At 70.7% G+C, this 21270-nt stretch carries 18 protein-coding genes and 1 pseudogene; 14 read left to right on the top strand and 5 right to left on the bottom strand.

The window, feature by feature from the left end:
* Positions 1-10 precede the first annotated feature (10 nt).
* From SSP24_RS38190 to mshA, 7 genes and pseudogenes are all read left to right on the top strand, one after another.
* Positions 11-1192 carry an NAD(P)/FAD-dependent oxidoreductase gene (locus tag SSP24_RS38190; RefSeq protein WP_141315163.1) on the top strand — a complete coding sequence of 394 codons (1182 nt, stop codon included), beginning with the start codon at positions 11-13 and terminating at the stop codon, positions 1190-1192.
* Positions 1189-1626, top strand: a complete 438-nt coding sequence (gene gcvH, locus SSP24_RS38185) for a glycine cleavage system protein GcvH (protein ID WP_141315161.1) — start codon at positions 1189-1191, stop codon at positions 1624-1626. The genes SSP24_RS38190 and gcvH overlap by 4 nt, the downstream gene beginning before the upstream one ends.
* Entirely contained in the window at positions 1623-2897 is a 1275-nt protein-coding gene (glyA, locus tag SSP24_RS38180; RefSeq protein WP_141315159.1) for a serine hydroxymethyltransferase, read from the top strand. The genes gcvH and glyA overlap by 4 nt, the downstream gene beginning before the upstream one ends.
* A 66-nt stretch (positions 2898-2963) precedes the next feature.
* The gene (locus tag SSP24_RS38175; protein WP_141315157.1) at positions 2964-4361 is read left to right on the top strand and encodes an L-serine ammonia-lyase; all 1398 of its coding nucleotides are present in this window, start codon (positions 2964-2966) and stop codon (positions 4359-4361) included.
* Between the two features lie 50 nt (positions 4362-4411).
* Positions 4412-5090, top strand: a pseudogene (locus SSP24_RS45655) (radical SAM protein); the annotation flags it as partial.
* A 100-nt stretch (positions 5091-5190) separates the two neighbouring features.
* Positions 5191-6051: a formate dehydrogenase accessory sulfurtransferase FdhD gene (gene fdhD, locus SSP24_RS38160; RefSeq protein WP_141315155.1), complete on the top strand. Its 861-nt coding sequence runs from the start codon at positions 5191-5193 to the stop codon at positions 6049-6051.
* Entirely contained in the window at positions 6048-7424 is a 1377-nt protein-coding gene (gene mshA / locus SSP24_RS38155; protein ID WP_373306663.1) for a D-inositol-3-phosphate glycosyltransferase, read from the top strand. The genes fdhD and mshA overlap by 4 nt, the downstream gene beginning before the upstream one ends.
* Before the next feature lie 255 nt (positions 7425-7679).
* On the opposite strand, the gene SSP24_RS38150 is transcribed toward mshA, so the two are convergent.
* Positions 7680-8327, bottom strand: coding sequence for a TetR/AcrR family transcriptional regulator (locus SSP24_RS38150; RefSeq protein ID WP_141315150.1), 648 nt, complete (start codon positions 8325-8327; stop codon positions 7680-7682).
* 150 nt (positions 8328-8477) lie between these two features.
* Between SSP24_RS38150 and SSP24_RS38145 the strand changes: the two genes are divergently transcribed.
* The 3 genes from SSP24_RS38145 to SSP24_RS38135 all read left to right on the top strand — a co-directional run bounded on the left by SSP24_RS38145 (position 8478) and on the right by SSP24_RS38135 (position 12074).
* Entirely contained in the window at positions 8478-9410 is a 933-nt protein-coding gene (locus SSP24_RS38145) for an MBL fold metallo-hydrolase (RefSeq protein ID WP_229864899.1), read from the top strand.
* Between the two features lie 124 nt (positions 9411-9534).
* Positions 9535-11133, top strand: coding sequence for an MFS transporter (locus tag SSP24_RS38140; RefSeq protein ID WP_141315146.1), 1599 nt, complete (start codon positions 9535-9537; stop codon positions 11131-11133).
* On the top strand, positions 11130-12074 hold the full coding sequence (locus SSP24_RS38135) for a fumarylacetoacetate hydrolase family protein (RefSeq protein ID WP_141315144.1): 945 nt from the start codon (positions 11130-11132) through the stop codon (positions 12072-12074). The genes SSP24_RS38140 and SSP24_RS38135 overlap by 4 nt, the downstream gene beginning before the upstream one ends.
* A 156-nt stretch (positions 12075-12230) precedes the next feature.
* Here SSP24_RS38135 and SSP24_RS38130 read toward each other — a convergent pair whose 3' ends face one another.
* Positions 12231-12881 (bottom strand): carboxylesterase family protein, encoded by a 651-nt coding sequence (locus tag SSP24_RS38130; RefSeq protein ID WP_167529820.1) that lies wholly within the window; start codon positions 12879-12881, stop codon positions 12231-12233.
* Between the two features lie 40 nt (positions 12882-12921).
* On the opposite strand from SSP24_RS38130, the gene SSP24_RS38125 reads away from it, so the two are divergent.
* Complete coding sequence (locus tag SSP24_RS38125) at positions 12922-13671, top strand: helix-turn-helix transcriptional regulator (RefSeq protein ID WP_229864898.1); 750 nt, start codon at positions 12922-12924, stop codon at positions 13669-13671.
* A 119-nt stretch (positions 13672-13790) separates the two neighbouring features.
* Here the strand turns inward: SSP24_RS38125 and SSP24_RS38120 are convergent, their stop codons facing one another.
* Positions 13791-14783 (bottom strand): LacI family DNA-binding transcriptional regulator, encoded by a 993-nt coding sequence (locus SSP24_RS38120; RefSeq protein ID WP_218037138.1) that lies wholly within the window; start codon positions 14781-14783, stop codon positions 13791-13793.
* Between the two features lie 643 nt (positions 14784-15426).
* Here SSP24_RS38120 and SSP24_RS43210 point away from each other — a divergent pair.
* Positions 15427-16422, top strand: a complete 996-nt coding sequence (locus SSP24_RS43210) for a LacI family DNA-binding transcriptional regulator (protein ID WP_167529819.1) — start codon at positions 15427-15429, stop codon at positions 16420-16422.
* 654 nt (positions 16423-17076) lie between these two features.
* On the top strand, positions 17077-19317 hold the full coding sequence (locus tag SSP24_RS38110; protein WP_141315178.1) for a right-handed parallel beta-helix repeat-containing protein: 2241 nt from the start codon (positions 17077-17079) through the stop codon (positions 19315-19317).
* Positions 19318-19412: 95 nt separating this feature from the next.
* On the opposite strand, the gene SSP24_RS38105 is transcribed toward SSP24_RS38110, so the two are convergent.
* Positions 19413-20057, bottom strand: a complete 645-nt coding sequence (locus SSP24_RS38105; protein WP_167529818.1) for an SGNH/GDSL hydrolase family protein — start codon at positions 20055-20057, stop codon at positions 19413-19415.
* 127 nt (positions 20058-20184) lie between these two features.
* Here SSP24_RS38105 and SSP24_RS38100 point away from each other — a divergent pair, with 127 nt between their 5' ends.
* Positions 20185-20895: a cupin domain-containing protein gene (locus SSP24_RS38100; protein WP_141315132.1), complete on the top strand. Its 711-nt coding sequence runs from the start codon at positions 20185-20187 to the stop codon at positions 20893-20895.
* A 121-nt stretch (positions 20896-21016) separates the two neighbouring features.
* Here the strand turns inward: SSP24_RS38100 and SSP24_RS43615 are convergent.
* Positions 21017-21270 (bottom strand): hypothetical protein (locus tag SSP24_RS43615; protein ID WP_218037136.1); only part of this gene is annotated, 254 nt, incomplete at its 5' end.

Below are 21270 nucleotides of genomic sequence, written 5' to 3'. Positions count from 1 at the left end.
TGGAGCCGGCATGAGGAGCATCACCGTCGTCGGAGCATCGCTGGCAGGACTGAGCACGGTCCGCGCGCTGCGCGCAGAGGGCTATGACGGCGAGATCGTCGTCGTGGGGGAGGAGCGCCACACTCCCTACGACCGTCCCCCGCTGTCCAAGGACTTCCTCAAGGGCGACATCGACGCCGAGGGGCTCGCGCTCGGCGACGCCGACGAGTACGAGGTCCTGGACGTGCAGTGGCTGCTCGGCGAGCGCGCCGTGCGGCTCGACCCCGTCGCCCGCACCGTCACCCTGGCCGGAGGACGGCATGTGCGCACCGACGGCATCGTCATCGCGACCGGTGCCGGCCCCCGGACTCTCCCCGGCGCCGAGGGGCTGGCGGGCGTCCACACCCTGCGCACCCTGGACGATGCCCAGGCCCTGCGCGCCGAACTGCTCGACGGCCTGCCCCGCGTCGTCGTCATCGGCGCCGGGTTCATCGGCGCCGAGGTGGCCTCCACCGCACACCGGCTCGGGCTCCACGTCACCGTCGTCGAGGCGCTCCCCGTACCCCTGGAGCGCCAACTCGGGCGCCAGATGGGGCTGGTGGTCTCCTCGCTCCACAGCGATCACGGCGTTCAGCTGCTGTGCGGAACCGGCGTGGCGGAACTGCTCGGCGAGGGTCGCGTCACCGGCGTACGGCTGGCTGACGGGCGGGTGCTGCCCGCCGACATCGTCGTGGCCGGTGTGGGCGTGCGGCCCAACACCGACTGGCTCGCCGGCTCCGGTGTGCAGGTGGACGACGGCGTGGTGTGCGACTCCGGCTGCTCGACCGGTGTCCCGGGCGTGGTCGCCGTCGGTGACGTCGCCCGCTGCCCCAACCCGTTCACCGGACGGCACGTACGCATCGAGCACTGGAGCAACGCCGCCGAGCAGGCGAAGACCGCCGTCCGCACGCTGCTGACCGGTGTGTCGGCCGGGGCCCCGCTCACCGCGCCGTACTTCTGGTCCGACCAGTACCAGGTGCGCATCCAGGTCGCCGGGTACGTCGCACCCGGCGCCGAACCCGAGATCGTCGAGGGCGACGTCGACAGCCGCACCTTCACGGCCGTCTACCGGCGCGAGGGCACCCCCGTCGCCGTACTCTCCCTCAACCAGCCGAAGTTCTTCAACCGGCTCCGCCGCACCCTCGTCCCCGCCGCCGCGGCCGTCGTGTCATGACCTCCGCGCCTCGACTCCCCCTGGAATCCGAAGGGGAGACCGCCACGAGCATTCCGCGGCACCTGCGGTACACCTGGGACCACGAGTGGCTCGTCGTGGACGAGGGCAACGCCACCGTCGGCATCACCGCGTTCGCGGCGCGGGCCCTCGGTGACGTGGTCAACCTCCGGCTGCCCGAGGTCGGCACCTGGGTCGAGGCAGGGGAGAGCTGCGGACAGATCGAGTCACTGACCGGCGTCAGCGGCCTGTACGCCCCCGCCTCGGGCCGGGTCCTGGAAGTCAACACCGCGCTGGCCGACGACCCCGGCGTGGTCAACGCCGCCCCCTACACCGGCGGCTGGCTGTTCCGGCTGCGGGTCGAGAACATCGCCGGCGCGCTGACCCCCGATGCCTACGCCGCCCACTGTGCCCACACCCAAGGAGACCGACGATGACCCTGTTCAACCAGCCTCTGCACGAGCTCGACCCGGAGGTAGCCGCCGCGGTCGACGCCGAGCTGGAGCGCCAGCAGTCGACCCTGGAGATGATCGCCTCCGAGAACTTCGCGCCCGTCGCTGTGCTGGAGGCGCAGGGTTCGGTCCTCACCAACAAGTACGCCGAGGGCTACCCGGGCCGCCGCTACTACGGTGGCTGTGAGCACGTCGATGTCACCGAGCAGATCGCCATCGACCGCATCAAGGAGCTGTTCGGCGCCGAGTACGCCAACGTGCAGCCTCACTCCGGCGCTTCGGCCAACCAGGCGGCTCTGTTCGCCCTGGCCCAGCCCGGCGACACCGTCCTGGGTCTGGACCTGGCCCATGGTGGCCACCTCACCCACGGCATGAAGATCAACTTCTCGGGCAAGCAGTTCAACGTCGTTCCGTACCACGTGGACACCGAGTCCGGTCTGGTCGACATGGCGGAGCTGGAGCGGCTCGCGAAGGAGCACCGGCCGAAGGTGATCATCGCCGGCTGGTCGGCGTACCCGCGGCAGCTGGACTTCGCCGAGTTCCGGCGGATCGCGGACGAGGTCGAGGCGTACCTGTGGGTGGACATGGCGCACTTCGCCGGCCTGGTCGCGGCCGGGCTGCACCCGAACCCGGTGGAGTACGCGGATGTCGTCACCTCCACGACGCACAAGACGCTGGGCGGGCCGCGTGGCGGCATCATCCTCGCCAGGCAGTCGTTTGCGAAGAAGCTGAACTCGTCGGTCTTCCCGGGCTTCCAGGGCGGTCCGCTGGAGCACGTGATCGCGGCCAAGGCAGTGTCCTTCAAGGTGGCCGCGTCGGAAGAGTTCAAGGAGCGCCAGCGCCGTACGGTCGAGGGCGCTCGCATTCTGGCGGAGCGCCTCACCGCGCCCGATGCCCGTGAAGCCGGGGTGAACGTGCTGTCCGGCGGCACCGACGTGCACCTGATCCTGGTCGACCTGCGCAACTCCGAGCTGGACGGGCAGCAGGCCGAGGACCGTCTCCACGAGGTCGGCATCACGGTCAACCGCAACGCCGTCCCCAACGACCCGCGCCCGCCCATGGTGACATCCGGTCTGCGCATCGGCACCCCGGCCCTGGCCACCCGGGGCTTCACGGCCGAGGACTTCGCCGAGGTGGCGGATGTCATCGCCGAGGCGCTGAAGGCGCCTTCTCCCTTCGGGGCGGCCGACGCCGAAGCGCTCAAGGCCCGGGTGAAGGCCCTGGCCGACAAGCACCCGCTGTACCCCGGCCTTTAACCGACAACCTCCCGCAGGGGCGTGCCGTGACCGTTCGCACGCCCCACCAATCCCACGGAGTATGGCGTGGCAATCAGCGTCTTCGACCTGTTCTCCATAGGCATCGGCCCGTCCAGCTCGCACACCGTCGGCCCGATGCGCGCCGCCGGGATGTTCGTGGCCAGGCTGAAGCAGGACGGCGTGCTCGCCCAGACCGCCGCGGTACGGGCCGAGCTGTTCGGCTCCCTCGGTGCCACCGGCCACGGCCACGGCACTCCCAAGGCGGTGCTGCTCGGCCTGGAGGGCTACGAGCCGCACACGGTCGACGTGGCCCAGGCCGACCTGGACGTCGAGCGGATCCGCAGCACCGGACGCATGCGGCTCCTCGGTGCCGAGATCGGCCCGGCCCACGAGATCGACTTCGACGCCTCGACCCAGCTGGTCCTGCACCGCAGGCGGTCGCTGCCGTACCACGCCAACGGCATGATCCTCTTCGCGTACGACGGCGACGGCGTGCCGCTGCTGGAGAAGACGTACTACTCCGTGGGCGGCGGCTTCGTGGTCGACGAGGACGCGGTGGGCGCGGACCGGATCAAGCCCGACGACACCGTGCTGGCCCACCCGTTCAGCACCGGCGACGAACTGCTGCGCCTGACGAAGGAGACCGGCCTGTCGATCTCCGCGCTGATGCTGGAGAACGAGAAGGCCTGGCGCACCGAGGAACAGATCCGCGCGGGCCTGCTGGAGATCTGGCGGGTCATGGAGGCCTGTGTCGCACGCGGACTGGGCCGCGAGGGCATTCTCCCCGGCGGTCTGAAGGTCCGTCGCCGCGCCGCCGCCGCGGCCCGGGCCCTGCGCAGCGAGGGCGACGCGGCGGGCCGCGCCATGGAATGGGTGACCCTCTACGCGATGGCCGTGAACGAGGAGAACGCCGCGGGCGGCCGGGTCGTCACCGCCCCGACGAACGGCGCGGCGGGCATCATCCCCGCCGTCCTGCACTACTTCCTCGACTTCGGGGCGGGCGCTGCCTCCGAAGGAGAAAAGGAGGACGGCATCGTCCGCTTCCTCCTCGCGGCGGGCGCCATTGGCATGCTCTTCAAGGAGAACGCGTCCATCTCCGGCGCCGAGGTCGGCTGCCAGGGCGAGGTCGGTTCGGCCTGCTCGATGGCCGCCGGTGGTCTCGCCGAGGTGCTCGGCGGCAGCCCCGAACAGGTCGAGAACGCCGCCGAGATCGGCATGGAACACAACCTCGGGCTGACCTGTGACCCGGTCGGCGGCCTGGTCCAGATCCCGTGCATCGAACGCAACGGCATGGCCGCGGTGAAGGCCGTCACCGCCGCCCGGATGGCGCTGCGCGGCGACGGCCGCCACCACGTCTCCCTCGACAAGGTCATCAAGACCATGAAGGAGACCGGCGCCGACATGAAGGTCAAGTACAAGGAGACTGCCCGCGGCGGCCTCGCCGTCAACGTCATCGAGTGCTGAGGAGACGGACGGAGCCAGACAGGGACGAAGCAGGAGAAAGGGCCGCAGCCATGCTCATCGACACCTACGGTCGCGTCGCCACCGACCTGCTCACGGACGACGAGGTCGTGCGGCTGGTCCGGATCGCGGTCACGCGACTCGGCGTCGAGGAGGTCCGCTTCACCGGCGGCGAGCCGCTGCTGCGCCCCGGTCTCGTCGGGATCGTCGAGCGGTGCGCCGCCCTCGCCCCGCGCCCCCGGCTGTCGCTGACCACCAACGGCATCGGCCCGGAGCGGACCGCCGAAGCCCTCGAACGCGCCGGCCTGGACCGGGTCAACGTCTCGCTGGACACACTGCGCCCCACCGTCTTCAAGGCCCTGACCCGGCGGGACCGCCACCACGACGTGCTTCAGGGCCTGGCCGCGGCTCGCGCCGCCTGGCTCACCCCGGTGAAGGTCAACGCCGTGCTGATGCGCGGAATGAACGACGACGAAGCACCCCGAACTGATGCCGCTCGACGCCCAGCACGGTTGGCGGCGCGACGGCATGGTCACCGCCGGGGACATCCTGGAAAGCCCGAGCACCCGCTTCAGGCTCACCCCCGAGCCGGACGAGGCCCGCGGGTCCGCGCCCGCCGAACGCCGGCTCGTCGACGGCGGCTCGGCCCGGGTCGGCGTCATCGCCGCAATGCCCCGGGCAGGTCGGACTCCTCCCGGGCGAACAGGCAGGTGCGCGCCTGGCCGTCGGCGGTGAGCCGGGTGCGGTCGCAGGCGCGGCAGAAGGGGCGGGTGACGGACGCCCGAGCCCGTGGGGGGGAACGACGTCCACCGACAGAACTGGGAGTGAGGCCATGGGACGGGTCACCGAGCGACGGCGCGTGGTGCGCATCCGGGACGGCGCGCTGAACACGCGCTCGGACACGCTGGTGGCGGAGGAGCCACTGGAGATCCGGCTCGGCGGCAAGCCGCTGGCGATCACCATGCGCACGCCGGGGGACGACTTCGCGCTCGCCGCCGGATTCCTGGTGAGCGAGGGTGTCGTGAGCCGGGCCGAGGACGTCGCGAACATCGTGTACTGCGCCGGTGCCACCCAGAACGGCTCGAACACGTACAACGTCGTCGACGTGCAACTCGCCCCCGGCGTACCGTTGCCCGACATCACGCTCGAACGGAACGTGTACACCACGTCGTCGTGCGGACTGTGCGGGAAGGCGAGCCTGGGCGCCGTACGGACCACGGCGCGGTGGCCGATCGCCGACACGCCCCCGGTCCGGGTCACCCCCGAGCTGCTGGCTGCACTGCCCGACCAACTGCGGGCCGCGCAGAGGGTGTTCGACCGGACGGGTGGTCTGCATGCCGCCGGACTGTTCTCGCCTGAGGGCGAACTGCTGGACCTGCGGGAGGACGTCGGCCGGCACAACGCCGTCGACAAGCTGATCGGCCGGGCGCTGCGCAACGGCGAACTGCCGCTGCACCGGACCATCCTGCTCGTGTCCGGGCGGGCCTCCTTCGAACTGGCGCAGAAGGCCGTCATGGCGGGCATCCCGGTGCTGGCGGCGGTCTCGGCGCCGTCCTCCCTCGCCGTGGACCTGGCGGCGGAGACGGGGCTCACGCTCGTCGGCTTCCTGCGCGGCAGTTCCATGAACGTCTACGCGGGCGAGAAGCGCCTCGACCTGTCCACCGCGGCCATGGCCGGCGAACCAGCGAGGTGAGCCAGTACATGCCTCGCCTCGAAGAACTCCAGGACAGCCGCACCCACGGCAGTACCCTCGTCGGCCCGCCCCGCCTGCGCCCACCCGACGCCCACGACCGGCCCCGCCGCGTCGCGATGCTCTCCGTGCACACCTCCCCGCTGCACCAGCCCGGTACCGGCGACGCCGGCGGGATGAACGTCTACATCGTCGAACTCGCGCAGCGTCTCGCCGCGATCGGCATCGAGGTGGAGATCTTCACCCGGGCCACCTCCGCCGCGCTCCAGCCCAGCGTCGAACTCGCGCCCGGCGTCCTGGTACGGCACGTGGCCGCCGGCCCCTACGAAGGTCTGGCCAAGGAGGACCTCCCGGCCCAGCTGTGCGCCTTCACGCACGGCGTGATGCAGGCCTGGGCCGGCCACCGCCCCGGCCACTACGACCTGGTCCACTCCCACTACTGGCTCTCCGGCCACGTCGGCCGACTGGCCGCCCAACGCTGGGGCGTCCCACTCGTCCACGCCATGCACACCATGGCCAAGGTCAAGAACGCCTCCCTCGCCGAGGGCGACACCCCCGAACCGGCGGCCCGCGTTCTCGGCGAGAGTCAAGTCGTACGGGCTGCCGACCGGTTGATAGCCAACACGGAGAAGGAGGCGGAGGAACTCCTCCGCCACTACGACGCCGACACCGCCCGGGTCGCCGTCGTCCACCCCGGTGTCAACCTGGAGCGCTTCCGGCCTGACGCCCGGGGCGTCGAGGCCGGACGGGCCGCTGCCCGCTCGCGCCTCGGCCTTCCGCAGGACGCGATGATCCCCCTGTTCGTGGGCCGCATACAGCCGTTGAAGGCGCCGGACGTCCTGCTGCGCGCGGTGGCCGAGTTGTTGGCGGAACGGCCGTGGCTGCGCGAGCGGATCGTGGTGCCGGTCGTGGGCGGGCCCAGCGGCAGCGGCCTGGCGAGGCCGGAAGGGCTGCAGAAGCTGGCGGCCTGCCTCGGCATTGCCGATGTGGTGCTGTTTCGGCCGCCGGTCGGCCAGGACCGGCTCGCCGACTGGTATCGGGCGGCGTCCGTCCTGGTCATGCCCTCCTACAGCGAGTCCTTCGGCCTGGTGGCTGTCGAGGCGCAGGCCTGCGGCACCCCGGTGATCGCTGCTGAAGTCGGCGGCTTGCCGGTGGCGGTGAAGGACGGGCTGAGCGGCGCTCTCGTACCCGGGCACGACCCGAGGGACTACGCGGCGGCGCTGTCCGGCTTCGCCGACGACCCCGCACGCTCCACCCGGATGGGCGAAGTCGCGGCCCGGCACGCCCGCTCCTTCGGCTGGGACACGGCCGCGGCGACGACGGCGGACATGTACGCCGCGGTCCTGCACGAGCGCAGGCTCCATCGCATCTCGTGACCTCCCCCGCAGGGCATCGTGTACGGGCAGGTTGTCCGGGGCGTCGTAACGGATTACTCGCCTCAGGCGGCCCACGCAGCTGTGTCAGCCCACGCGTCCGGGGCGAATGCCGCACGTAGCTCGCGATGCTCCGAGCTGCGGAGCAATCGTGACGCCCGTGCCGCCACCGGCTGGCGGCCACCACCTCCGATGCCTACGCCAACACACGGCTCATCGCGGACGCCGCCCACGCGGCCGGCCTGGCCTCGCCCCTGCTCAGGCTTCCCCGGCGCCGGCCTGGCCGACAAGGAGGCCCAGCAGGATGATGTCGAGCGTGCCGGCGAGCCGCTGGTGGAGGTCGAAGGGGGCCGGGTCCTCGCGGATCCAGCGCAGGATCGTCGAGAAGTAGCAGGCGGCCAGCAGCTGTCCGGCCTGGTCACAGTCCACGCCCGCCCTGACTTCCCCGCGGTGCCGCCCCTGTTCGACGATCCTGGCGAGTTCGATCTCCAGAGACGGGTCCTGCAGGAGGCGCCCATACCGTGCCGAGGCGTCCATCAGGACGGTGGTCTCCGCACGCGAGGCGACGTTGAGGTCGGCCATCTCTTGGAGGTAGCGGCGCAGCCGGTCGCCGACCGGCAGGTCCTCGGCGTGCTGCGCGCCGAGGATCTGCGCGACGTGGGCGCGTCGGCGGGCTCCCCATTCCTCGAGGAAGCCGACCTTCTGTGAGAAGTGGTTGAAGACGGTGGCGCGGGCGACGTCGGCGGCCTCGGCGATGTGCTCCATGGTCGTCGCCTCGTATCCCTGGGCGACGAAGAGGCCGACCGCCGTCTCGTACAGCTGGTCGTGCAGCTTCCGGCGCCTGCGCTCCTGGCGTCCGACGGCCGCGTCGCCCTCGGAGGCGGCTGCTGCGTCCCGGATCTTCATGGCCCCCAGTACAACACAAGGCCGCACGACTCTTGACCCCTTCCCGGCGTCTGTCTAGATTCCTCTCCACTGCTGGACTCTAGTCCAACAGTGGATGCGAGTCTCGCACGATGGATTGCGGGACGCTGACTGGGAGGCAACGTGGCTTCCGTGACATCCCCGACGGGCGGCTGTGTCGCGCTCGGACACGGCTGTTACGCCTGGATCGCGGGCGCGGTCGGATGGGGCATGAGCAACGCCGGGCTGATCACCGGCCGGGGCGAGTCACTGCTCGTCGACACCCTCTACGACCTGCGGCTGACCAAGACCATGCTCGACGCGCTGACGCCGCTGACCGAGCGCGCGCCGATCTCCACCGTGGTCAACACCCACGGCAACGGCGACCACTGGTTCGGCAACCAGCTCGTGGCCCACGCCGAGATCATCGCGGCCCGCGGGTCCGTGGTGGACATGCGGCAGGTGGGTCCGGCCGAGATGCGGGCACTGACCAGCATGGACAGCCCGGCCGGACACTTCGCCAGCCGGATCTTCGGCCGCTTCGACTACACCGGCATCGAACCGGTCCTCCCGAACCGGGTCTTCGACGGCGAGACGGTCCTGGACATCGGCGGGACGGAGGTCCGCCTCATCGACGTGGGTCCCGCGCACAGCGCCGGGGACACGATCGTGCACGTGCCGCAGGCCCGGACCGTCTACACCGGGGACATCGTGTTCGCCGGGGCGGCGCCGGTCGTCTGGCACGGACCCTTCGCCCGTTGGCTCGCCGCCTGCGACCTGCTGCTCGGACTCGACGCCGACATCGTCGTGCCCGGCCACGGCCCCGTCACCACCCGGCAGGCCGTGCACGAGATCCGCGACTACCTCGAATACGTCCATGAGCAGGCCACCACCCGGTTCACCGCCGGCATGCCGGCCATGGACGCGGCGCGCGACATCAGCCTCGGCCGCTTCGCGGACCTGGACGAGAGCGAACGCCTAGCCGTCAACGTGCACAGCGTCTACCGGGAGCTCGACCCCTCACTGCTCCCGCTCGACGGCCCCGGCCTGTTCGGCTGCATGGCCGAGCTCTGCCCCCGCGTCTGACGGCTCTCCCCGCTGCCCTGACGAGGCCCCACCCGCCGCCGACGGCGCACCGCCCCTACCGGTACGCCCAGCTCCCCGCCTCCCCTCGGCCCGTACGTCCCGCCAAACCCTCCAAGGAGGAGACATGGTCTCCACCCCTGCCTACGACCCACCCGCCGCCTCATCCGATGCCGCCCCTGCCGCCCCGGCACGGCACACCGGCACGATCATCACCGGCTGTCTGGCCGTCTGCCTGGCCCAGATCGGCTTGGTCCTGCCCGCCGCGATCAACGGCGTCATGCAGCGCACGCTCCAGGCGTCCGGTGCGGAACTGACCTGGATCAGTGACGCCTTCCTGGTGCCCGCCGCCGTCCTGGCGCTGACCTTCGGCGTCGTGGGCGACCTGTACGGCCGCAAGAAGCTGGTGGTGGGCGCGGCGCTGCTGGCTGCCGTCGGCTACCTGGTGTCCGCCACCTCCGACACCCCGGCCCAGCTGATCACCGGTCAGGCCATCTCCGGCATCGGAGCCGCCGCGCTCTTCCCCGCCTCCCTGTCGATGATCATCGCGGTCACGACCACCCCGGCCGCGCGGGCCAAGGGCCTGGCCTCCTGGACCACGGCCCTGTCGCTCGGTGCCTTCATCGCCCCGCTCCTGTCCGGCGGCCTTGCTGAGCACACCGCCTTCCAGTGGGCGTTCGGCGTGACCGGTGTGCTCGCCGTCATCACCGCCGTGACGGCCTGGCTGCTGGCCACCGAATCCAGCGCCCCCGAGGGCCGCTCGCTGGACTGGCCGGGGCAGATCACCATCGCCGTGGCCATGCTCGCCCTGCTGTACGGCATCATCCAGGGCCCCTCGGACGGCTGGGGCTCGGCCCCCATCGTGCTGTCCTTCGTCGCCTTCGCCGTCTTCATCGCCGCATTCGTATGGGTGGAGAACCGCAGCGCGGCACCGATGCTGCGACTGGAGCTCTTCCGCATCCCGGCGTTCGCCGCGTCGGCCGCGATGGCGGTGATCGGCATGCTGGGCTTCCTCGGCGGCGCGTACGACCTGAGCATCCGGCTCGGGGTCATCCAGCACCAGAGCCCCTTCCAGGCCGCGGTACCCGTCCTGATCATCCAGGCGTGCACCCCGTTCATCTGGCCCCTGCTCGTGCGCCTGCTGCACCGCGTCGGCCCCGGCCCGATGCTCGTCGCCGGCTTCCTGTCGATGGCCGCGGGCCAGCTGTGGCTGCGGGCGGTGCCGATCCACGAGACCGGCATCGTGCCCATGCTCGGTGCGCTGATCCTCAACGGCGTCGGCTTCGGCCTGGTCGTCGCCGCGATCACCGCAGCCGCCGTCAACGTCGTACCGCCCGGCCTGACCGGCATGGCCAGCGCCACCACCAGCCTCGTCCGCGACCTCGGCCAAACCCTCGGCCCGGCCGTCGTCGGCGCCGTCGCCCTCGGCATGGCCGCGAACCAGCTGACCGGCAGCCTCGCGAACGCCGGACTGACCCCCAAGGAGCACGGCATGGCCTCCGCCGTCCTGCACGAGGGCGGTCCGCTGGCCCTGCACACCGCCGACCTCGGCCCGCTCAGCGCCAAGCTCGCCCCGTACACCACGGACGCCCTGGCCCACGGCTTCAACAACGGACTGATCCTCACCGCCGCCGCCTGTGTCGTCGCCGCTGTGATCGCCGCTGTCTTCGTCGGCTTCCGGCCCAGCGAAACGCGGCCGGCGGAGGCGGAGGGGAGTGCGGCGTGAAGTTCGCGAGCTTCGTCCACGACGGGAAACGCCGGTCGGGAGTCGTCGCCGACGACCGGGTCCACCCCTTCGAACACCCCGTCGACCTGCTGGACCTGATCGTGGAGGGCGAGGAGTCCCTGCACGCGGCGGGAACACGCGCCGTCCTCGGCTCCCTGCGCCTGCCTCTGGCCGACGTGGGGCTGCTGCCCCCACTGCAACCGCCGACCGTCCGCGACTACATGACCTTCGAGAGCCATGTCGAGGGCGTCGCCCGGGGATACGGGGACACCGTGCCCGAGGAGTGGTACGCCGCACCCGCGTTCTACTTCACCAACCCGTACGCGATGATCGGCGCCCACGACGACGTACCGGTACCGCCGGGCTGCGGCCGCTTCGACTTCGAACTTGAGGTGGCCGCCGTCATCGGCAAGGCCGGCCGGGACCTCACCCCCGAGCAGGCACGCGACCACATCATCGGCTACACGATCCTCAACGACTGGTCCGCCCGCGACCTCCAGGGCCGCGAGATCAGGGTCAAGCTCGGCCCGGCCAAGGGCAAGGACACCGCCACCACCCTCGGCCCCTGGCTCGTCACCGCCGACGAACTCGAACCCCACCGCACCGCCGACGGCTTCCTGAACCTGGACCTCACCGTCGCCGTCAACGGCGAGACGGTCGGCCAGGACCGACTGGCCAACATGGCCTGGACGTTCGAGGAGATGGCCGCGTACGCCTCCCGCGGCACCTGGGTCCGCCCCGGTGACGTCCTGGGGTCCGGCACCTGCGGCAACGGCGGCTGCCTGGCCGAACTCTGGGGCCGAGGCGGCGTCCTCGAACCGCCGCCGCTCGTTGCCGGCGACACCGTCACCATGACGGTCGAGGGCATCGGCACCATCAGCAACACCGTCGTCGAGGGCGTCGCTCCGGTGCCTCTGCCGCCTGCCCGCCGCAGGCAATGACCTCCGTACTCCAGCGGGGCGCGCGCCCTGCTGGATGTGGCCTTCGGCCCCGAGGATACGAGCGGCGTGAGGTGCGGGTGGTCGAAGCGTGGATCATCGACAGGCATCAGCCGCGGTCAGGCCGGTTCCGTGTGGACGGAGGTCGAGCCCGTCGCCTCAGGCGGGCGGGGTGTGCCAGAGGTCGGTGATGTCGTCGGCCGGGGGTTCGGTGACCATCTGGTTGGCGGTGGCCGAAGCGCCGCCGATGGCCGGGGAGTTGGCCGCCGTGTCCGGGCTGTACGCCGGCCAGCCCGGGTCGCCGGTGGCGGCGAAGGCGGCCCACGCGCCGACGAGGATGTCGCGTGCGGCGAGGTGTTCGGGGGTGCCGGCGTCGACGAGGGCGAGTTTGTCGAAGACGTGGAGCAGGTCGGCGCCGTGGAAGGCGCCCATGGCCGGGCCACAGGGTTCGTCGAGCAGGAGGTAGTGGAAGGCGCGTCCGCCGGCGGCCGTCTGGGCCCGGGCGAGGCGAGTGGCCGGCATCCGGTAGATGGCGTCGCTGAGGAAGGCGCTGCGCAGGTCCGCCAGGTCGTCGGAGTCGGCGATGCGGTGGCGGTAGGCGTCGAGGAGCTTCTCCGGCTCCGTGACGCCCGCGCGCCGCATCTCGGCGTACAGGACCGATTCGTCGGAGGGGCGGAAGGAGTCGCCGCCGATCATCTGGAAGACGCGCACTTCGTCGCGGGTGGCGCCGATGAGCAGGGGGATGTCGGTGGCGGCGCCTTCGGTGACGGCCTGCTGCGGATCACGGGGCAGTACGCCGCCGTCGAGCACGGCGCCCCACGAGCGGCCGCCGGGCAGATTGCGGTGGCCGATGTCGGACGCCGAGGATCCGGACGAGCCCGGGCCCCCGTTCCGCCAGGGCTGGTTCTACGCCGAGCGGGTGCGCCCGGCAGGCTTCCGCGACGGCGTCACCGGGGCACTGCGGCGCCGCGGCCGCGTCGTCGGCCTGATCCATCTGAGTACGGAGAGCGCCGATACCTACGACACCGAGGCACGCCGGTTGCTCGCCTGTCTCATCCCGGCGCTGGCCGCGCTCGCCGATCCGGTGGCCCACGCCGGTGAGGGGCACGGCCTGCCGCAGGCAGGAGCAGCGAACCCCGTGACCGCCGACGCGGTGATCGACCTGCCCGCTCGTGACCGCGTCCGGGTGCTGGAGGACGCCGGGTTCCAGGGCCTGCCGCGGGCCTTCGCCGACACGGGCGGCCACCGGCTGCGGCTGCTGTGGCCGGTCGGCGGCGCCTGGTACCGCGTCACTCTTCACCGGCACCCCCGGGGCCCGGGGATCCCGGCGGACGCGGTGCTGGTGCACGAGGTTCCGACCGAACTGCCGTACAAACTCAGCCCCCGGGAGCTGGAGGTGCTCACCCGGGTGGCGATGGGACAGACCAACCAGGCCATCGCCCAGGCGCTGTTCCTGTCGCCGCGGACCGTGCACTGCCACATCGAGCACATGCTCCACAAGACGGGCGCCGCCTCCCGCACCGAGGCCACCGCCCTCGCCGTACGGGACGGCCTGCTCCGCCCGGCCCCTGAGCATCTGGCGTTCTTCGTCGAACGGTGATCCGCCGGAGCCTTCGCCCACCGGCAGCCGACCGCACCGGCGGCGGCGTACCGCCGCAGTCCTGCGGACCGCACCACCGCGAGCCCGATGCCGCCGTCGTCGCACGACTCGATTCTCAGTCACCGGCCTGGTGTGCTGCCTCGCAGGACCACGTTCGTGGAGACCGGCACGATCCGCGAGGCGTCGTCGTCGGAGAGCGCGAGTTGCATCGCGCGGACCCCCACCTGCCGCAGAGGTACGGTCACGGAGGTCAGCGCCGGATCGACGTCCACCGCCGGGCCGATGTCGTCGAAGCCGGCGACTGCGACGTCCTGGCCGGGGACCAGCCCGGCGTCGCGGAAGGCGGTCATCACACCGATGGCCATGACGTCGTTGACGGCGAAGACGAGTTCGGTACCGTCGAGGCCCCGCTGGACGAGCTCGCGGGCGGCCGCGCAACCGCCCCTGCGGCTGAACTCGGCTTCGACCACGAACCGTTCGTCGATGTCAATGCCGAACTCGCTGAGGCCCTCCACGAAGCCCTTGCATCGGTCACGGGACGTCCTGAGTCCGGCGCCCGCGCGCACCATCGCGAACCGCCGGTAGCCGAGGCCCACCAGAGCGCGGGCGAGCTGCCGCGCTCCACCGTAGTTGTCGATGCTGACGGTGCGGAACGGCAGGTCGTGCTGGCTGATGAGAACCACGCTGCCGCCCGCTTCCCGGTAGGCGTCGAGCTCCTCCACGAGAGCGTGGCGGGTGTCGGTGCCGTCGATGCGGCTGCCGGTCAGGATGATGGCGCGGGGCCGCATGCCGCGCAGTGTCCTGACGATCTGGAGTTCCCGCTCGGGGGAGCGGTCCGCGACCGCCATGGTCACGATGAGTCCGGCCGCCTCCGCCGCCTGCGTCACCCCGCCCGCGATCGAGGCGAAGTACGGGTCGTCTACGCCGCTGACGACCAGCGCGACGGTGTTCGTCGAACCTCGCGCGATCGCCTGGGCGGACAGGTGCGGCGCGTAGTTCAGTTCAGCGGCCGCGGCGAGCACACGGTCGACGTTCTCCTGCCGGACGTTACGGATGCTGCCGTTGAGCACGCGCGACGCGGTCGCCTGCGAGACGCCCGCCGTCCGCGCCACATCGTGAAGGGTCGCCTGGTGCTCCCGGGCCACGGTCTTCCCGCGCCCCCGTCGAGGTGCTGCCGACCCGTCTTCCATGGCGCACATTGTGCACCGAGCCGCACGGCGCCTGGGAAGGGGTGCGGTGGTTACGGAAGGTTACGTCATGGGCAGACCGCCCACCCGCAGCGGAATGCGTTTTCCCGGCCTCGCGGTCGAGCGCGGTCGCCGTGGCCGATGCGCCGACTGTGGCACGGCGTCGTCGGGCCCCACGACGAGTCGGCCTGGCGGACCCATGACCAGGGCCGACGCGGTCGTGTGCCGGTTGAGCGATCGCTTCCTGTCGCGTGCGGGCCGTGGACAGGATGCCGCTCGCGGTCGTCGGCACCGCCGAGCCGTCGGACGCGACGGCTGCCGGAACAACGCCACAGGTCGCTCTGCGAGGGCGCACCGGACCGGGGCGCCCTCGGGCATACCGATTGGAGGCCTGGGCCACTGGAGACGGTCGCCATTACCGCGCCTGCGCCAGGCCGGACAGTTGTCCGCATCCCCGCCGGTGACCGGCCACGGATATCCTCGGGTGGCGTCGGAGGATCGTTTTCGTGGTGCGGGAGGGAATGGCACGATGCCCCATCCAGCCAGACCGACCGTCACCTTGCGCGACGTGGCAGCGGCCGCCGGAGTGTCGGTCACGACCGCATCGAGAGTCCTGGGCGGCAGTTCCCGGACGGTCGCGCCCGAATACCATGAGCGGGTCCTCACCGCCGCGGCCGCGCTGCGCTACACCGCGGACGCCTCGGCCCGGGCGATGCGGCGTGCGAACGACTCGATCGCGGTGGTCGCCGACGACCTCACGACCCCGTCGATGGGGATGGCCGCCGCGGCGATGGAACGGCAGGCGCGTGACGCCGGGGCGTTCGTGACCGTCTCGTCGACCCACGCCACCGCCGAGCGCCAGCTCGAAACCGTCCGGCTGCAGCGCGCGCTCCGGCCACGGGCGCTCATCCTGACCTCCAGCCGCCTTGACGCGAAGGCCCTGGGCGGGCGCCTGCTCGACGAGTTGCTCGGCTACGAACGCGAGGGCGGCCGGGTGGTGATCGTCGGCGACACCGACATGCCGTTCGACTCGATCAGCTTCGACAACCACGGCTCCGCGAAGGAACTCGCCGCCCATGTCGCCGAGTCGGGGCACCGGCATGTGACGATCCTGGCCGGTGTCCGCGGCCGGGGGAACGTCTCCGCCCGCACCGCGGGCTTTGTGGCCGGACTCCGGGAGGGCGGGGTCGAGGCGCGGAACATCCGGATCTCGCATTGTGCGGTGAGCCGCCAAGGGGGGTTCGACGCGGCGCGACGGCTGGTCGCCAAGGGGCCCCAGCCGCCCCACGCGGTCCTCGCCGCCAACGACACCATCGCCATCGGTGCGATGTCCGCCCTCCGGGCCGCCGGGGTGGCGGTGCCGGCGGACGTCTCGGTGACCGGCTTCGACGACATCGAGCTCGCGACCGACGTGACACCACGGCTGACGACCGTGTCGCTGCCACTGGCACAGGCAGGCGCAGAGGCGGTCCGCCTCGCCCTCGCGCCTCGTGCGGAAGTCACGCACCTGATGATGCACGGGCAGGTCGTGGTGCGCGACAGCACGGCGGTTCACGCCGGCTGACTTGCCCCTGCTGTACGACACCGACCGGGCCGCGATCACGCGGGGCGCGCGGCGAGGAAGCGGGGAGGAGCCCGGGCGCGGTGCCAAGTCGCCGGGCGCAGTCCGAAGGGTGGCGCCGTCCTCCCGCATCACGAGAGCGCAGCGGGGAAATGACCGTCGCGCAGCTCCTCGCGCGTGCGCGCAGAGGAGCGTGCGGTGAGCAACTCTCAGTGCCGAAGCGTCCCGCCGACCTGCCGGCAGCGGCCCCGTTCGGCTTCCGCCGGGCGCTCTCACATCGGGGACAAGTTCATTTACTTGAAACCTTGACGCACTCGATCACCGCTGGGCACACTGCGCGGAATACGTTTTCCCGGCGTGGCCTGAGGAGCAGGCATGAGGACTCTCCGTGAACCGCAGCGCCTGCGCGGCAGCGCCGACGACGTGCCGCCTGAGAGGTGCGCCGCCAAGGCCGCCTTCGACCTCCCGCGGCCCCGGTGCGCGGGGCGACAAACCGCGCCCTTGTCGCTGCGCCCACCCCATGGACTCGAACCACCCGCGCCCTGAGCCGTTACCCGATGTCTCGGCCGAAGGCGTCACGACAGGAGCCGGTACCGCACAACCACCGACGACAAGAAGAGGACAATGACCGCCAACCGAAGACTTGTGTCAAGGGCGATGGCCGCCGCACTGTGCGCGCTGGCCGTCGTGTTCGCATCGATCGCACTCCTCCCCGCGCAGTCGGCCCACGCCGCGGGCACCACGTACTACGTGAGCGCGGCCGGGAACGACAGCAACGCCGGAACCAGCAGCAGTGCGCCTTGGCGCTCGCTGAGCAAGGTGAACTCGAAGACGTTCCAGCCCGGCGACACCCTTCGCTTCAGGTCCGGTGACAGCTGGGCCGGGCAGCTGTGGCCGAAGGGGTCCGGCGTCGACGGCTCCCCGATCTCCATCGACAGTTACGGAACGGGAGCCAAGCCGAAGATCGCGGGTCAGGGCACCGTCGGCGACGCCGTGCGGCTGCACAACCAGCAGTACTGGGAGATCCGCAACCTCGACGTCTCCAACACGGCGCCGGCGACGGCGACACCCGGCGAGAACCTCGGCGACTTCCGCGGCATCGGCGTACACGGCGACAACGGCCAGACCCTGCACCACTTCGTGATCGACTCGGTCGACGTGCACGACGTGACCGGCGAGGTCAAGTGGATCGGCGGCAACACCGCCAACAACAAGCCGGGCATCACCTTTAACACCGGCTGGGACCGCTCGAAGAACACCGGCGGCATCGCCTTCCTCACCGGCGTCCAGGACATCACCGCGCCCGGCGCCCCCACGGTGCTCGATGACATCACGGTGGAGAACTCCACCATCAAGAACACCTCGTTCGCGGGAATCGTGACGAAGCAGTACGCCGGTGACGCGCCCGGAGCAGTCTTCACGGGCTGGGGCAAGCGCGCCACGGCCACGGACTCCCGCTTCACCCCGCACACCAATGTCACGATCCGCGGCAACTACATCACGCAGGCGAACACCGACTTCGGCGGCAACGGCATCTATGTCACCGGCACCCGAGGCGCACTCGTCGAGGGCAACGTGATCGACCGGGTCGGCGTCTCCGGCGTCGAGACCAACATGGCCGACAGGGTCACCGTCCAGCACAACGAGATCATGGGCACCCACCACATGGGTGGCAGTGCCGACGCGAACGGCCTGGACCCCGACATCGGGACCACCAACCAGCTGTTCCAGTACAACTACCTGCACGACAACGGCGACGGCATCCTGCTCTGCGCGTGCAACTCCTCGGTCAGGTTCGGCAGCGCGGTGGTCCGCTACAACGTCGTGACCGGCAGCGAGCGGTGGAACCTCCACATGTCGCAGACGACGGGCTCGGTGGCGGACGTCTACAACAACACTTTCGTCAACGCCAGTTCCTCGACCATGGTGAGCGGCGGTGTCTCCGGCAGGGTCACGCTGACCAACAACCTGTTCGTCACCGGAAACTCCAACCCCGAGTTCAACAAGCAGACGACCGTCATCTACAACAACAACGGGTACTCGTCCGACTGGGCGAGCCGGCCCACGACTGACACGAAGGCCGTGATCGGCAGTCCGATGTTCGTGAACCCCGCCGTCACGGGGCCCTATGGCGACGAGAACGGCACGAGACTCGGCACGGCGGCGAACTTCGCGCTCCAGGCCGGATCGCCGTTCGTCGACGCGGGTGCCACCATCACCGGCAACGGCGGCCTCGACTACGCCGGGGCGACTGTGCCGTTGGGGAGCGGTCCGGAGATCGGCGCCCTCGAACGCGGTGCGCCGGGCATCGCGTTCACGGACACGTTCGACGGCCTGGCGACCGGCGCGCTCGCCAACGGGACGAACGGATGGCGGGTCGTCTCGACCAACAACGCGGTCGACGTGGTGGAGACGCCGTCCGCCACGGACAAGAGCGTCCGGCTGACCCGCACCGTCGAAGGTGGCGGCAACGACGGGACCAACCTCGCCCGGCTCTTCAGCACGCCGCTGCAGGGCGTGGTGACCATCGATGCACAGGTGATGCGCAACGACACGCAAGCCGGCTGGTTCGGGCTGCCGTACGTGTACAACTCCAGTGGCGCCCAGGCCGTCAGCGTCGCCTTCGCCCGCGGCGAGATCCACGCGTACGAGGGCACCACGGACCGGGTGCTCGGTACGTACACCTCTGGCAAGTGGTATCGGATCACGCTCTCGGTGGACACCGTGAACCAGCGCTTCGACCTGGACATCGACGGCCGGCGCGTGCTCAACGACGCCGCGTTCCGCACCTCCATGTCGGGGATCGCGAAGGTCGCGTGGTACGCGAACGGAGGCGAGCGCGGGGCGGTGCACGTGGACGACGTCCGGATCTCGCGCGGTACCGGATTCCGTCAGTGACAGTTACGTCCAGGAGCCTTGGTCCGCCGGCATCCTGAAAGAGAAGCAGCTCTGCCGGGCTATGTCGGCCCGGCAGAGCTGCATTGCCGTCTTGCTCAACGTGGTGACATCTGCTCCAGCCGGGCACTGACCACAGGTACATAGAATGTGGTGATGCCCGCCATATTGGGGTGCGTTCCCGATCCGTTTTTCCCGGGGAAACCGTTGACCAGGTCGTCGAATGTGTATTCCGCCCGCTGGGCGTCATCGCGTGTGTCGAATGTGGTCTCCCCGAAAACGTCGGCAATGGCGACATCCCACTGGTGACAGGCCCGCAAGGTCACTTCGCGCAGCGCCATCTGAGTGTCCCAGTCCCGCGAACCGAGTTTGTGGGCGGCGACGTACACAATGCGGGCGGTCGGCCATTTCCCCTTCATCGTTTCCAGCGTCTTCTCAAGCTCTCCGGCGTAGGTGCCCACGTCGTAGCGTTGGTTCCGGAAGATCGACTGGGCGTCGTTGGTGCCGCCGTCGAAGAGGACGAAGTCCGGTGCGACGGCGGTCGCCTCTTCGACCTGCGCACGTATCTGCCCCCCGGAAGCATGGGGGTCGGCGCCAATGGTCGCGCCGTTCCGGGCGAACTTGGTGAGGGTCATGCCGTGTTGGTCAGTGACGATGTCCACAAAACTGCGCGGATACACGTGTCCGTACACAATGCTGTCACCGAAGGCGTAGACACTCCTGCCCGCCAATCCATTGTCCACATCGGTCTCCTTGCAACTCCGCCATGTCAGGCTTGAATTTAAGCAGGACATTGACTGCTTGTGCCAGGAGGGCTTAAATTGCATACAGAAAGCGCTTACTAACAGGAAAGTCGGAGTGCTGACACACATGACCACAACCAACACAGGGTTGCCCGGGGGCGTCGCCGTCTCGCATCTGTCGGTGTATGACTGGCCCGCATCCGACGGGGTGTGCGGCGGCACCCCTCATATGCACCTGGCCTGCTCAGAGGGTTACCTCGTCACCGGCGGACGCGGGGCCGTGCAGACGCTGACCGCGTCCGGCTACGAGGTCACTCCGCTCGAGGCCGGTACGGTCGCCTGGTTCACGCCGGGCACCATTCACCGGCTGGTCAACGAGGGCGATCTGCGAATCACCGTTCTGATGCAGAACAGCGGGCTGCCGGAGGCGGGTGACGCGGTCCTCACACTGCCCCCGGAGTACCTGACCGACCCCGAGACGTACGCACGCGCCACCGTCATTCCGGCCGACATACCCAAGGAGGAGCAGGAACGCATCGCCCGAGCCCGGCGGGACCTCGCCCTGGAGGGCTACCGCGCACTGCGCGAGGCCGAGGGGCCCGAGGCTCTGGCAGCGTTCCACCGGGCCGCCGCCGCGCTCGTACGCCCGCGCATCGCCGAGTGGCGCGAGCGGTGGCGGCAGGGCGCCGAGGCAGCCGCCGCGGCCACCGGGGTGCAGCTCGACGCGCTGGAGCGGGGAGAGTTCCCCCACCTCGCGGACGCCGTCGTACGGTCGGAAAGGCCCACTGCCCGCGGCAAGTTCGGCATGTGCGGACGGCTTGACGTGTACCAGAACTGAAGTCCATGCGGGGCGCGGCCGAGGAGCTCTTGGCCGGTTCGGCATGACGCGCATCGTTGCTGGACGCTCGCGCGGGGGAGCGGTACCGCGCAGAGGCCGAGCCGATCGACCCGGTCGGCGGTCATGTCCGCGGCCCCTCGCGGCCTTGAATCGGCCGCACCACGGCCTGGGCGGTGTTGTGGCCGCCGATGCCGAGGAAGTAGGGCGGCGAAAGCTCGCGAGCGTCGGTCAGGGTTGCCCCGCGGTCATTGTCGTTGTCCTCACAGCCGTGCTCGGGGCAGTGCCGTGCCGGCTCACACCTCGAAGCCGGCCGGTCGACCGTGCGGATGGCTCGGGCCCCGACCGGCACCGACTCCGCCCGGCGGTGCCGACGAG

Source organism: Streptomyces spinoverrucosus, from assembly GCF_006539505.1.
In the GTDB taxonomy this organism is placed as follows: Bacteria; Actinomycetota; Actinomycetes; order Streptomycetales; family Streptomycetaceae; genus Streptomyces; species Streptomyces spinoverrucosus.
This window is presented reverse-complemented; position numbering and strand designations above follow the sequence as displayed.

Coding starts and splice junctions, on each gene's coding strand:
- SSP24_RS38190 (WP_141315163.1), top strand. CDS start 11: ATGAGGAGCATCACCGTCGTCGGAGCATCGCTGGCAGGACTGAGCACG.
- gcvH (WP_141315161.1), top strand. CDS start 1,189: ATGACCTCCGCGCCTCGACTCCCCCTGGAATCCGAAGGGGAGACCGCC.
- glyA (WP_141315159.1), top strand. CDS start 1,623: ATGACCCTGTTCAACCAGCCTCTGCACGAGCTCGACCCGGAGGTAGCC.
- fdhD (WP_141315155.1), top strand. CDS start 5,191: ATGGGACGGGTCACCGAGCGACGGCGCGTGGTGCGCATCCGGGACGGC.
- SSP24_RS38150 (WP_141315150.1), bottom strand. CDS start 8,327: ATGAAGATCCGGGACGCAGCAGCCGCCTCCGAGGGCGACGCGGCCGTC.
- SSP24_RS38140 (WP_141315146.1), top strand. CDS start 9,535: ATGGTCTCCACCCCTGCCTACGACCCACCCGCCGCCTCATCCGATGCC.
- SSP24_RS38125 (WP_229864898.1), top strand. CDS start 12,922: ATGTCGGACGCCGAGGATCCGGACGAGCCCGGGCCCCCGTTCCGCCAG.
- SSP24_RS38110 (WP_141315178.1), top strand. CDS start 17,077: ATGGCCGCCGCACTGTGCGCGCTGGCCGTCGTGTTCGCATCGATCGCA.
- SSP24_RS38100 (WP_141315132.1), top strand. CDS start 20,185: ATGACCACAACCAACACAGGGTTGCCCGGGGGCGTCGCCGTCTCGCAT.